We start from the raw sequence: 13,462 nt of genomic DNA, 5'->3' as shown, positions 1-13,462 counted from the left end.
CTATACGAGGCCAAAGAAACGGGCCGTAATCGAGTCTGTGCCTACAACCGATGAGAAATTTCAATGCACACGCAACCAGCAAAATCCGCACGAAACTTGAAAAGACAGGGACGCTGCGATGGTTCCACTGGCTTGTCGTTGCACTCTCTCTCGGCCTTACCTTCTTTGCCTGGAACCTAGCACGCAAGCAACAGAACGAACGCGCGGCCCTTCAGTTCGACCGGGAAGCCGACCAGACTGTCGATTTGATTTTGGAACGGATGGCCAAATACGAAGAAGCCCTGTGGGGAGGAGTCGCCTTCCTGAGAACCGTGGATGGGAATATCGACCACGATCTGTGGAATCGATACGCCGAAGCGTTACGGATTGAGCAAAAATACCCTGGCATCAATGGGATCGGAGTGATCGCGTCTCTCAAAGGCGATCAAGTCGACACCTTCCTCCGGGATCAACAAACGGACCGCCCAAGCTTCGCGATTCACCCACCCCCCAATCCTGACGAATCCTTTCCGATTTTGGCCATCTCGCCATTAACAGGAAACGAGAAGGCGATCGGTTTGGACATGGCTCACGAAACCAATCGAATTGCCACAGCACGCAAAGCACTCGCAACGGGCACCGCTCAAGTGACGGGACCGATCGTCCTGGTTCAAGACGAATTGCAGACGCCCGGATTCCTTTTCTATGCACCGTTCCAGGCGAATGGACCTAAGCAGAAGAGCAAATCCGAATTTGATGGACTTGTCTTTGCACCCTTCGTATTTCACGAGTTGATGGAAGGCGTGCTGGACAAGACTCGACGTCATGTAAGTATCCGCATCGGCGATGGTTCCGACAAATTGTATGACGAACTTGTCGACGACGAAGCGGATTTCGATGCGGATCCGCTTATCAAAAAACAGTACAGCGTTGACGTCTATGGGCGGACGTGGTTGTTCGACGTATGGAGCTCCAAGTCGTTCCGCGAAAGCGTTGATTCGACTCAAGCCAACTCCATCCTCGTGGGCGGATTGATCATCAACAGCATGCTGGTCTTCCTCTTTTCAATGATTTCCCGCGGTGCGAGAAAATCACTTCAATTCGCGGACACCTTAACGGCAGACTTGGAAAGCTTTGGCCTTGCTGCACGCGTTAACAAAATCGGCGTTTTCGACTATGACCCTAAATCGGGTGTATTGAAGTGGAACGATGCGATGTTTGACATCTACGGCCAAAAAAGCTCGGGATTCGTTCAATCGTACGCTTCGTGGGCAACTTGCGTTCACCCCGACGACCTTCCACCGACGGAGGAAAAGTTGCGAGCATCCTTGGCCGAAGGTGATTCGTACGAAAGTGAATTTCGAGTCATTCATCCCGACGGGACCATTCGACATCTTAACGCGAAGGGAGTTATTTTTCGCGACGCGGAGGGCAAGGCAAGCCGTCTGCTAGGCGCCAATACCGATATCACTCGGCGCAAACTTGCGACGGATGAACTCGCTGCCACTCAGCGAATGCAGGCAGCGATTCAAGAGGCGGCCGGGGTATCCATGATTGCCACGGATACGGAGGGCTTAATCTTGATGTACAACACCACAGCGGAAACGATGTTGGGCTACACCAAGGAAGAAATAGTCCTACGTGAAACCCCAGCTTTGATGCACGATCCGGACGAAGTAGTAGCACGTGCAGCGGAATTAAGCGTTGAACTTGGGCGAGTCGTTGAGCCTGGTTTTGAAGTATTTATCGCCAAAGCGATCATGGGCGAATCCGAACAACGAGAGTGGACGTACATCCGAAAAGACGGAAGCAAAGTCCCAGTCCTCCTCACCGTGACCGCCATTCGCAACGATGACAATCAGATCTCCGGATTCCTGGGGATTGCGGCCGATATCACCGAGCGGAAAAAGGCGGTTCTTGAAATTCAAAACGCCAATAACTGTCTTATCCGCAGCAACGAGGAACTCGCTCAGTTCGCTTACGTCGCTTCTCACGACCTGCAAGAACCGCTGCGAAAGGTCACCTCTTTCTGTGAACTTCTGAAAGAAGACTGCGGTGATCAGCTGAACGAAGACGGGTTGACCTATATGAGCTACATCATCGACGGCGCCGGGCGGATGCGAGCACTGATTCAAGACTTATTAGATTATTCACGTGTGGACAATGACTTGCGTCGCACAAGTGAAGTGGACGTACAAAAGACGGTTTCCTTTGCGATCGACAACCTTTCCGAAGCGATCACGGAAACGGAGGCAGAAATCACTTTTGACCACCTGCCTGTCATCCAAGCTCATCCGCGTCAGATGGCGCAACTTTTTGAAAACCTAATTGGGAATGCCATCAAGTATCACGGCAACGAAAAACCGCGGGTTCGTATCGGTGGAGAGGTCATCGATCATCGCTGCAGGTTCTGGGTCGAAGATAACGGGATCGGGATTGCACCGCAGTATCGAGACCAAATCTTTGGCATTTTCAAACGACTGCACGGCCAATCGGAGTACAAGGGTACTGGGATTGGACTTGCCGTCTGCAAACGAATCGTCGATCACCTTGACGGAAAGATCTGGGTGGAAGAGTCCGCCATGGGGGGATGTCGCTTCCAGTTTGAATTCATGGAACCGAACTCGGATGAAGAGGTCCAAACCGGCGACCTGGAACTCGCCGCACACTAATCTCGAACCAAACATTTTTGAAGATCAGTGACGGAGAGAAATCGCAGCAAAGAAAACCGACGGACCGCACCACAACGGTTGCATCGCCGCCCGGCCAAGAAAAGGGGCGGATGAGTTTTTTTGCGAACTGCGACACAACCGAGGTATTCACGTTGCCAATTTGATGGCAAGGCACTCGTCGCGGACGAAAACGCTACTCGCAAATTCAATCTCGAATCTCGGCTTGGAATCGCTTGGCAAGCAACGGACGTGACGATCAATCTAAAGGACCATTCTTCCCTGTCGCCCGGCTTTCGACGGGTTGATCTAACTTGCGGCTACGAGCAGTGGAATCCCCCCAAACTCGTCCCGAATCAGATCCTGCGATCTTCTCGGCGTGCCGTGATGTTTCTCCTCCGCTCGCCGCCAGCTAGTTGACCTTGCGGAATTCGCCATTGGATCGTTCAGCGAGTGACCTTAAAAAGTACTCTGATTCTCCGGAAACCGAGATTCCAATCGTGTTGAATTTAATGTGCCGCAGTCGATTACGCTCAATGATGTCATCAACAATCCATCTTGGCCGTATGATTTGTCCGCACGTAGGACGCCCATCGGAAAGAAAGAACACAATCTCCAGCTGGTCATCAAAAACCAGAGATTCACGAAGTGCACCATAGGAGTTGGTACGTCTGCCATAGCCGAGCCGACGCACGAGTTCCATCGCTGCATCTTTATTTCCCTGAGTCGCTGGCACCAAGTGCTCTTGCCACTCCAGAACACCTTCCTCAAAAAAGGCAAGCCCAAACTCATTGTCGCTTGGCATCTCTTCGATCACTTTCGAAAGTTCAATCTTGGCCAGCTCCAACCTAGTCAGTTCGCCCGCGTTCTTACGCATACTACTTGAGCGATCAATCACAAACAGAATTCGCTTCGCATGGATGTCAATGCCATAGTGCCTTTGTAGCTTCTGATTTGGCATCGGCTGCTCAGGCTGCAGTTCTCCTTGCAGCTTAGGCTGTAATTCTCCCAGCAGATTCGGTTGCAGGTTTCCTTGCAGATCAGGTTGCAGTTCTTCCTGCAGATCAGGTTGCGACTCGTAACTGGCGTATTGAACAACGGCTTTTGTTTTCCTCGTTGCTTTCCAACGTTCGTACCGTTCCTTTTCGCCAGCGAAATGTTCTTCGGTGACTTCCGCCAAAACCAACCCAACTTCATATTCAAGCTGACCTTCTAATTCGGCCTCCAATTGGGTCAGGAACTCCACTGCATCAGGATGATGCATCAATGACAGGGCACGAACCAAATTAAAGCGAAATCCGTAGTGCGAACTGAAGGCGGGACGATCGACCTGTTTTTTCAGAAATTCAATCGTGTCTTGGCGGCCATTTTGCCCCAGCGAATCCGCGGCAATCATGGCGACGCGGTAATTTTCATGATCTAGCATTTCGACCAACATGCGATCCCCATCGGGTTCGCCCGCCGTACCGACAACGTACAACAATCTATCCGCATACTGCGGCACGGAATCGTCGGGGCCGAGCTCTTCGATTTCGGCTTCTGCGGTCTTGATCAAGGTTGGCAGAGACTGAACCACGATTTCAGGATTAGCGGCCAACCGAGCCAAGGTTTGCTGACGAAGTATCTCGTTTCGTCCCGTCAACTGACGTGCCAAGATTTCATGTTCGCGCTGGCTCTCCTGCCCCACCGCAGACGCGCCGACGATCAACGCAAAGCAAACGCCCAGTAGCAAATTCCCGCTCACGCTGGGAAACGCCTTAAAAACCTTAACCCGAAAATCACGATTCAGAAGTGTCATCACCATTGCCCTCCATAGAGTTTACTGACGCTGATGCATCCAATCGTATCAGGTATTGGTCAGCCGACCAACTAATTTGAAAACCCTAGTCTCCTGTTCGACTCGCGACTGCGTTTACCTCAGGTGCTCTTGGTAGATTCGACGCTGCACCTTCAGGGAACAAGAAGGGAATCGAGAAGGTGCAGCAGGCCCTCACCTTCTCAAAACACAACACCGATTTACCCGTCCATACGTTCACTTAGTTCAGGCACATCGCAAGGTCGACGCCGGCTCCACTTGCAGCATGCCCTAACCTCGGCGTCGCATGAGAGAAGAACGGCGACGGCCTTGTGAGGTGGTACCGGTTTTGGGGGCCACCAGGAAGCTAAAAATTTGGCATGACGATCAACCACAAGCTCCTGGGGGATAATAGATGTGCATGGCGAAAAGGGGCCATCCTTAAACAACGCTTGCGAGCGCAAGGCCCACAACACCAATGCGGGTGTGTAAACGGCATCATCGTCGCAAGAGAAATCGACATCGAAGCGTTCAAACGCCTCGTCGAAAATGGATTGATCAATCACCTCGCTGAGCGGAAGTGATGAATCTTGCAGCCTGGAATCGCTGGAGATGCGAAATGACGATGCTTCACGCGGGCACTTGGAGCAAAACGACATGGCCTTCCCTGACCGAAGTTTTTCAAGCACCCATGCCTGGGAAGGCCACGTCGACGTTACTGATACAGGCAGAGCGGCCACGTCAAAATATCAAAATGCTTCGGCTAGAAAAACAATGATTTTCGATACCACGAGAGCCTCGGGGCTCTCAGTGCTGCGCAGGAAACGTCCTAAACGGCCAGCAGTGCCATTCGCTCCTGCCCCCTTTTTCCGCCAAAGACTACCCAAACTACCAAAAAGGCTCCTGACCCCTTTTTTGTTGGACTAGTCGACTTTCACTAGTTCGACGATGAAGTGGAGGTTTGAGTGAGGAGGAATGGATCCGGGGGAACCGCTTTCGCCGTAGGCTAGACGTGAGGGTACCCAGAGTTCGATCATTCCGCCCTCACCGACGAGCTGCATTCCTTCCGTCCAGCCGGCGATGACATTTTGCAGAGGAAAGGTTATTGGCTTGCCTTTCTCATAAGAGCTGTCGAACACTTTTCCATTATTCAGCCAGCCGCGATAGTTAACGGTCACCGTGCTACTAGCCGTCGGTTTTTCCCCTTCCGTTTTTCGCAGCACCCGATAACGCAGGCCAGAATCGGTCTTTGCGAACTCCGACGGGAATTCCGCATCCATGGGCCCCGCTCCAACCTGAAGTTCAGGCCTGTCGACAAACGAAATGGATTTCCGTTTCGCTGGCGTGGAATCCGAAACGGCCAGTTCGGAAGAATTGGGCGGGCTGGGCGACGCAGTGGAGCGACACCCCGCAACAACGCAGAGGAGGCTTAAAAGAAACCATGGCAACCAAGTCTTCATTTCCGCTCCAGTCTCGCATCCAGCATCCATCCAATACGCCCGTCGTAAACGATGCCTGCCTTCCTTATTTGGTTGGGAGGTTAGCGAAAACAGGCATATCTCGAAAGTCCGTTATCCACCGAACGTGACTCCACCTAGCGGAAGCAATTGACAGGAGGCAGCTTCGGCCCCCCAAAGACCCTCCAGACAAGCGACGACCAAAGCGAGCGGTTTCACGCCATCCTCGATCAAGCGAGTCGGTGAGCCGCGACATTTCTCGGCGACCAGCTGGCCTCAGCTGTGCCCAAGAGACACAGGGGAGGTCCCCCGCGAGAACCGCCCGCCGTGCAGGCTTGACCGCGCCGGGAGCGAGAAACGCTGCACCGTTCTATTGCAATTTATTTATTGCACGTCCCGCTGGGACGGAATCGTTGCTAACCGTACTGTTGCTAACGGCGCCAGAACGCAGGAATCACAGATTCCTACTGAAACGAAAAAACCCTGCCGCAACTTGCTGTTGCGACAGGGTTCTTTAAGCGACGCGGACGGGAATCGAACCCGCAACCTCCGGATCGACAGTCCGGGGCTCTAACCAATTGAGCTACCGCGCCGGATGAGGTCTAGCCAACATGCAATTAGTAGCGTTTAAACGCGTTGCATTCTGACCGTTTTCCTCCGACAGGTGTGAGAGTATACGCAGCGATCAGCTGCTGGCAAGCCCGTCCCTGGCAGTTTTACGAAGTTCGTCCAATTTTTTAAAAATTGCCTCCGCAGAGCCTGCTCTCTGCCATTCATAACCTAGGTTTTAGGGAGCGTTTTCGGCAAACCGAAGCGGTCATTCGCATTCAATGATCAGGATTACCATGCAAACCGCCATAATCGTTGCCTTCAACCTGAGCCAGTGGTTCAACCGAACCACCAACGAGGTCATGTACTACTTTAGTGGCCTTAGCTCCACCCAGTGGGGCATATTGTCGGCTTGTGCCGTCACATTTGGCTTCCTCTGCATGCGTTCCAACGACCTGCGGAAACGCTAATCCTCTCCTGCCGCGTTCCGATTTGCGAATTTTGCGGCGTGGGGGTAGAGCGGTACCATGGACGCATCCAGTAGAATGACAGACCGAGACTCCTGCCGGGTCGTTCTGCCACTACGCAAACATGCAAAATCTCTTGGAGCTGCCTCCGATGCCGCTATACGAAATCGAAACAAATGCCCACATCATCATTACCTGGGCAGACAACGAAGACGCTGCCAAATTAGTTGTCGATGATGCTTACCCGGGTGACGACGTTCTGCGGATGACCAAACGCCCTCGCGATAGCTGGGTGATCAGCAAGGGAGCGCTCGGCTTAAGCACCCCGGCGATCGACCCCTGTGGTGTCGCCCGAGACTGTTTGGCGAAGTCCGCAGGCGACAAAGTCCATGCAATCCGCCTGTACCGCCAAGAAACCGGTTCGGATCTCGATACCGCACGCAAGGTGATCGAATCCAATATGGTTATGGGCTGGTAGCGTGGCCCCGCTGGGGTTCACCGGTTTGATCGGGCCTCTCTCTGCGGATTCTTTCCGCCCGGAGAGGACATCCATTTACCGAAGTGGCGTCTGTGGCTGAAACTGCGGAGCAAACATCCCTGCGACGACGCCTGGCACAATGGTGTCTTATCCTCGCTTGCCTATTTCCGTGCCTGCTGGGCTGCGAAGGTTGCCAGCAGGCCGCCCCCCTCCCTGAGGGCGAACAGGAGAACGCGGCTGCCTTTTCCGGCTCGCCAATTAAAACCTTTCCAGCCGGCACTTCGGCCAACGAGTCTTCTCTTAAGCCGGGGCATTGGTTTTCTGCAGCCAAGCCTTTGCGGGCCAACCGCGAGGATGTTCGGGGAAGCATCCAGGTGACGGCGGGCCAACGGATCAAACTCGATTCGGGAAAGATCGAGCGTATCCACCAACCGCTAATCGCAGAACGTCCTGCCGTCCTCCCCAAGGGCCAACGCAAACAGTTAGATTTTCGGCTGCTGGCACCACTCTCCTCCCGTTTGAGCGACCGCAGCGGTTACTTACGAGACACGTTGATGACTCGTAACCAAAGCGTTGCCTACGACAGCGGCGAGCGGGCGATCCCACTTCTTCGGCCCGAGCAATATTTCGTTGCCGTGATGACCACGCGTCCCGAGCGGTTTGTCTCGGTACAAGTCGCTGACTGGGTGAAGCCTCCACGTGACCCGAACGCGTTCACAACCGGTTCCCAACCGACCAACTATCGAGTTATTTTTCCGCCGACCGAGGACCTGGTCCCGCTTCCCGAAACAATGCTCGACTGGACTTCAATCGCATTTGTTATCTGGGACGACGTTTCGGTAGACCGTTTGACTCCGGGACAACAACAGGCTCTGACCGACTGGCTGAACTGGGGCGGCCACATGGTGGTCAACGGAAGGTATGCGGACGAATCCTTTGGAGAAACGCCGCTGGCCGACCTGTTGCCAATGCATTCGCTGAAGCTAGTCGAACTGGAAGGAGCCCCTTTTGTGGAGCTGCTTGAAAATTGGTCGGTGGACAAAGACCCAACCACAGCGGCTCAGGTTGCCCAAGCGACCAAGATCCAAGGCAATGTGGCCATCGACGGCGTGCAACACCCAAACACAAAGACCATCCCCAATACCGGGGAACTTGTGCTGACGCGACGCCGGGGTCTGGGCAACGTGGTCATGACTCGTTTTGACATCACAACAGACCTCGTCCAGAACTGGGCTTCGCGAGACAGTTTCTATAACAACTTGATGCTGCAGCGTCCTCCGCGTGAATACACTGAAGATGCTGGCAACATAATGCTTCGGTTTGCCGGTCATCCAGCGGCATCGACCGTCCCGGCGGAAGTCAATTCCCCGCTCCGCCTATTCTCCCGCGACGGGATCCTTGGAGGCACGCCGGAAACAACCGAAGCAAGCGAGGAATCAACAACGCTAGAAGAGTTGACAGCGGCAACCGCCCCCGATTCCAACGACGACCAAGCGGTTCGAGCAGCACGTTCATCCTTAAGCCAAGACCTGCAAGCCGCACCCGCGTTTGTTTCGGAACCGATGGGAGGCGTCGGCGCATGGACCGACCGCAGCAATGTCGCCTCGGTCGCGATGCAGTCTCTTACGGAGCAATCAGGCATCTCCATCCCGCCCGCCTCTTTCGTCGCCCGATCGCTGGCTTGGTATTTATTGATCCTTGTTCCACTTAACTATCTATTCTTCCGCTTAATCGGACGCCTTGAATACGCTTGGCTTGCGGTACCTGTCATCGCGGTCGGTGGTGCAATCTGGGTGGCCAGAGCCGCTCGGCTGGACATCGGTTTTGCACGGCTTGAAAACGAGATCGGACTGCTCGAAATGCAACCCGAATACGACCGCGCCCACCTGAGCAGTTTCATTGCGATCTACAGCTCGCTCGGGACCGACTATCAAATTGCGTTTGACAGTCCCGATGCAGCGGGCCTTCCCGTTGGGCAAAACAACTCAACTGATGGGAGCGCCCCGGTGCGACTGCAAATGGGATACGGCGAAGGGCCTATCCTCTCGGGAATCCAAGTCGCCTCAAACCAGACTCGCCTGGTTCATACAGAACAAATCGTTCCGGCGGGAGGATTTTTTCGCTGGACGGCAGAGAACAACAAACTGGCCAACGGTTCAGACCTAGTACTTACCAATGCGGTCGTGGTCCGCCGCGGCGACGAGGGACAAATCACGATCGCCGACCTTGGTGACTTTCCTTCGGGAGCCACGCGAACGGTGGAATTTGCATCGGAAGAACTGCACGACTTGCTCACTTGGGCAGAACCACTGCGACCGTTGGTGCAAGGCTTGCTCAGTCCGGCCGGAATGCAACGCGGAGAAGTCCGCCTAGTTGCAGCCATCGAAGAGGCTCCCAGCAAGATGCGCATTGAACCGCAGGCAAGTCAAGCAAACCGAGCCACCGTGCTACTGGCGCACCTGCAATACCCTGGGTTGCCAGAGCCCAAAAAGGATACCAACCTGCCTCCCAAGCCGAAGGAGAGGGTCGATGACTTGATGTTAGACCAGGCTCTCGAATCACCAGAGAAAGCAAATTAAGCCATGATTGAACTGTATGGATTTGGGAAAGACTATGGTGATTTCACAGCGGTTCAAAACCTGGATTTAAAAATCGAGCAAGGAGAAACGTTTGGCTTCATCGGGCCAAATGGCGCGGGCAAAAGCACGACCATTCGTTTCCTAGCAACTCTTTTAAAACCGACACGCGGCGGCGGAAGCGTGGCCGGGCATAGCGTGACAGGCGATCCGGTCGCGGTCCGCCAAGCGATCGGATACATGCCGGACAACTTCGGCGTCTACGACGGAATGAAGGTTTGGGAATTCCTCGATTTCTTCGCGGTCGCCTACCGCATCAGCCGCTCGCAAAGAAAACAGATCATTTCCGAAGTACTGGAACTGTTGGATTTGACTCACAAACGTGACGATTTTGTAAACGGTCTGTCGCGGGGAATGAAACAAAGGTTGTGCTTGGCTAAAACCTTGGTGCACGACCCACCGATTTTGATTCTTGATGAACCCGCCAGCGGCCTGGACCCTCGAGCACGTGTCGAAGTGAAGGCGTTGCTAAAAGAACTGCGGGCGATGGGAAAAACCATCCTGATCAGCAGCCACATCCTGACCGAGCTAGCCGACTGCTGTAGCTCGATCGGAATTCTCGAACGCGGACAGTTATTGATGCATGGCCCGATCGGCGATGTCTACCGCAAGATTCGCCGTAACCGAATTGTCGAAATTCAATTCATCGGCAGCCAGGACGCGGGTTTGTCCATTCTACGCAGCTGCAGTGCGCTGCAGTCGCTGGAAGTCGAACCGACTCGAGTGGTTGCGGAACTAGCGACCGATGACGAGGGCCTGGCTGCCTTGCTTGAGCAATTGATCAAAGAAGGTGTCCGCATGAAATCATTCAACGACAAAGACCCCACGCTGGAAGATGTTTTCATGACCGTCACGAAGGGGCTGGTAAGCTAGACGAACTGCCAGTGGCGGATTTGGACCGGTAGTCGATTAAGCTTTTGGTCGCGCGGCCGGACGGCTTGCGCCGTTCCGCTAAGAAAGCTGGTGGCATTGAGGGCGAGACGTCCGGCGAAAACGTGGCGTGGCTTAAGATCCCGCCCCTGTTGCACGGCATAGCGACCTCTACATCCACAAGCAGAGGTGCCATAAATAGTCAGCCCAGCGGGTGCTAGACGAACTGCCAGCGGCGGATATGGACCGGTAGTCCATTAAGTTTTTGGTCGCGCGGCCGGACGGCTTGCGCCGTTCCGCTAAGAAGATTGTAGGGCTTGCCCTGTTCGGGCTACCGAACGGCCTTTGCCGCTCTGGCGTCTGTGGGCAGTTTGGTGCCCCAATGCTAAGATAGACTCTTTCCGCAAAACCTTCCACGGATTTGCGTCGGCCAGAATGTTTCTAAAATCGTGAAGGATCGTGACCGATGATTTGTTTTCGACTATTCACCGCAGCCCTTATAGCTCCTCTGATCTTTGGAGCGGTAAATGCACTGCATGCCCAGCAAGGTGAAGAAAACACCTTGCAGTCAGGGATTGATCAGACGCTGTTTAGCGAGAAAGTCAAACCAGGGGACGATTTCTATGAATATGCCAACCAGGGCTGGCTGGAGACGACAAAAATCCCTGGAGACCGCTCCGACTACGGAGTCTTTTCGATCCTCGATGACGCGACGAAGGATCAGGTTCGCACCCTGATCGAAACGGCAGCCGACACCACGTCAGCCAAGCCGGGTTCGAAGACTCAAAAGGTTGGCGACCTATTCAATTCATTCCTCGATTTGAAACGTCGCGATGCCCTTGGAATCGAACCGATCCAACCGCTGCTGGACGAGATCGCTTCCATCGATTCGCTGGACTCGCTGGCGACAACGATCGCGAACCTGGAGCGTGCGGGAGTTGGCCATTTCTTCGGCGGCTATGTGTCGGTCGATGCCCGTGACAGCGATTCCTACACGGTCTATTTAACGCAGTCGGGGCTGACGCTACCCGATCGCGACTACTACCTAAGTGACGAACCGCGTTACGTGCAAATGCGAAAAGCATTGGTCGAATACGCTGCCGACCTCCTCAGCCGCAATCACGCAGAAAACCCGCAAGAAACGGCAGAGCAAATCCTGGATTTGGAAACCGCGATCGCCGAGGCTCACTGGACCAAGGTTGAAAATCGTGATCCAGTGAAAACGTACAACAAAAAAGATGCCGCGCAGATGGCGGAACTGCTATCGATCTGGGATGCCTATGCGAAAGCGACCGGGTTCGACAAATCGGATGCGTTTATTGTTCGCCAACCAAGCTATTTCAAAGCTGCCAACGAACTTCTTAAAGACGAACCGCTAGCCAAATGGAAAGCGTATCTAGCCTTTAAGACGATCGACGCCTACGCATCCTATTTAACCGAAAGTCTCGAAAAGCGCCATTTCGATTTTCACGCGACGGCCATTACCGGCGTCAACGAACAAAAACCGATGTGGCGTCGAAGCGTTGAACTGACCGGCAGCGTCTTGGGCGAACTGGTTGGACAGCTTTACGTGGAAAAACATTTCCAAGCCTCCGCCAAGAAACGAATGGGCGAATTGGTCGACAACTTGAAAGTTGCGTTTGAAGAGCGAATCAACGACTTGGACTGGATGGGGAAGGGAACCAAAAAACAGGCCCGCGAAAAACTCTCGCAGTTCAGCACCAAGATCGGCTATCCCGACAAGTGGAAGGACTACAGTTCTCTGTCGATCAGCAAAGACTTGGCAGAAAACCTACTCGCGTCCGCTCAGTTTGAGCATCAACGCATGCTGGACAAATTGGGCCAACCGATCGACCGCACCGAGTGGCACATGACGCCGCAGACGATCAACGCCTACTACAATCCGACGATGAACGAAATCGTCTTTCCCGCAGCGATCCTGCAACCTCCGTTCTTCAACATGGCAGCCGACGATGCGGTTAACTATGGCGGCATCGGAGCGGTCATCGGTCACGAACTAAGCCACGGATTCGACGACAAGGGAAGCCAGTACGACGGCCACGGCAACCTCCGAGACTGGTGGACCGAAGAGGACCGCGAGGTCTTTGACAAACGGACCGCGGGGCTTGTGAAGCAATACAACCAGTACAAACCGCTGAAAGACATGCATGTGAACGGCGAGCTGACCCTAGGCGAAAACATCGGCGACCTTGGGGGGCTGAACGTTGCTCACCACGCTTACCGCTTGTCTCTCAAAGGGAAACCGGCTCCCGTGATCGATGGGCTGACCGGCGACCAGCGATTCTTCTTAGGATGGTCCCAGGCCTGGCGTCGGCTCTACCGCGAAGCGGAACTACGGCGTCGTTTAATGGTCGACCCCCATTCGCCAAGCCGCTACCGGGTGAACGGGATTGTCAGCAATATGGACGCGTTTTATGAAGCGTTCGGAATCGACGAAAATAGCGAGATGTATATTTCTCCGGAAAAACGAGTTCGCATCTGGTAGAATGGGGGTCCCTCATCCCCCTTTTCTACTCAGTTAAACGGAGCATCCTTAGGATG

The 13,462-nt window shown here is 54.0% G+C and carries 8 protein-coding genes and 1 tRNA gene; 6 read left to right on the top strand and 3 right to left on the bottom strand.

The genetic code is table 11. The features are described from left to right. Positions 1–50: 50 nt before the first annotated feature. Positions 51–2,651 carry a CHASE domain-containing protein gene (locus FF011L_RS04245; protein WP_145350411.1) on the top strand — a complete coding sequence of 867 codons (2,601 nt, stop codon included), beginning with the start codon at positions 51–53 and terminating at the stop codon, positions 2,649–2,651. 409 nt (positions 2,652–3,060) lie between these two features. Here FF011L_RS04245 and FF011L_RS04240 read toward each other — a convergent pair whose 3' ends face one another. From FF011L_RS04240 to FF011L_RS04230, 3 genes are all read right to left on the bottom strand, one after another. Continuing rightward, on the bottom strand, positions 3,061–4,446 hold the full coding sequence (locus tag FF011L_RS04240; protein ID WP_218933001.1) for a VWA domain-containing protein: 1,386 nt from the start codon (positions 4,444–4,446) through the stop codon (positions 3,061–3,063). A gap of 920 nt (positions 4,447–5,366) precedes the next feature. Next, positions 5,367–5,903 carry an FKBP-type peptidyl-prolyl cis-trans isomerase gene (locus tag FF011L_RS04235; protein ID WP_145350407.1) on the bottom strand — a complete coding sequence of 179 codons (537 nt, stop codon included), beginning with the start codon at positions 5,901–5,903 and terminating at the stop codon, positions 5,367–5,369. A 516-nt stretch (positions 5,904–6,419) separates the two neighbouring features. Then, positions 6,420–6,493, bottom strand: a tRNA-Asp gene (locus FF011L_RS04230). Between the two features lie 252 nt (positions 6,494–6,745). Between FF011L_RS04230 and FF011L_RS26155 the strand changes: the two genes are divergently transcribed. The 5 genes from FF011L_RS26155 (at position 6,746) to FF011L_RS04210 (ending at position 13,406) form a co-directional block, all read left to right on the top strand. Further along, positions 6,746–6,919, top strand: coding sequence for a hypothetical protein (locus FF011L_RS26155; protein WP_218933000.1), 174 nt, complete (start codon positions 6,746–6,748; stop codon positions 6,917–6,919). 121 nt (positions 6,920–7,040) lie between these two features. Further along, a complete protein-coding gene (locus tag FF011L_RS04225; RefSeq protein WP_246109730.1) occupies positions 7,041–7,394 on the top strand; it encodes a DUF6793 family protein in 354 nt (117 codons plus the stop codon). Between the two features lie 92 nt (positions 7,395–7,486). Then, entirely contained in the window at positions 7,487–9,973 is a 2,487-nt protein-coding gene (locus FF011L_RS04220; protein ID WP_145350404.1) for a hypothetical protein, read from the top strand. Between the two features lie 3 nt (positions 9,974–9,976). After that, positions 9,977–10,903 (top strand): ABC transporter ATP-binding protein, encoded by a 927-nt coding sequence (locus FF011L_RS04215; protein ID WP_145350402.1) that lies wholly within the window; start codon positions 9,977–9,979, stop codon positions 10,901–10,903. 463 nt (positions 10,904–11,366) lie between these two features. Next, positions 11,367–13,406 carry a M13 family metallopeptidase gene (locus FF011L_RS04210; protein ID WP_145350400.1) on the top strand — a complete coding sequence of 680 codons (2,040 nt, stop codon included), beginning with the start codon at positions 11,367–11,369 and terminating at the stop codon, positions 13,404–13,406. Positions 13,407–13,462: the final 56 nt, after the last annotated feature.

This window comes from Roseimaritima multifibrata (genome assembly GCF_007741495.1).
Classification (GTDB): Bacteria; Planctomycetota; Planctomycetia; order Pirellulales; family Pirellulaceae; genus Roseimaritima; species Roseimaritima multifibrata.
The sequence above is the reverse complement of the archived record's forward strand: the minus strand, read 5'-3'. Positions and strand labels throughout refer to the sequence as shown.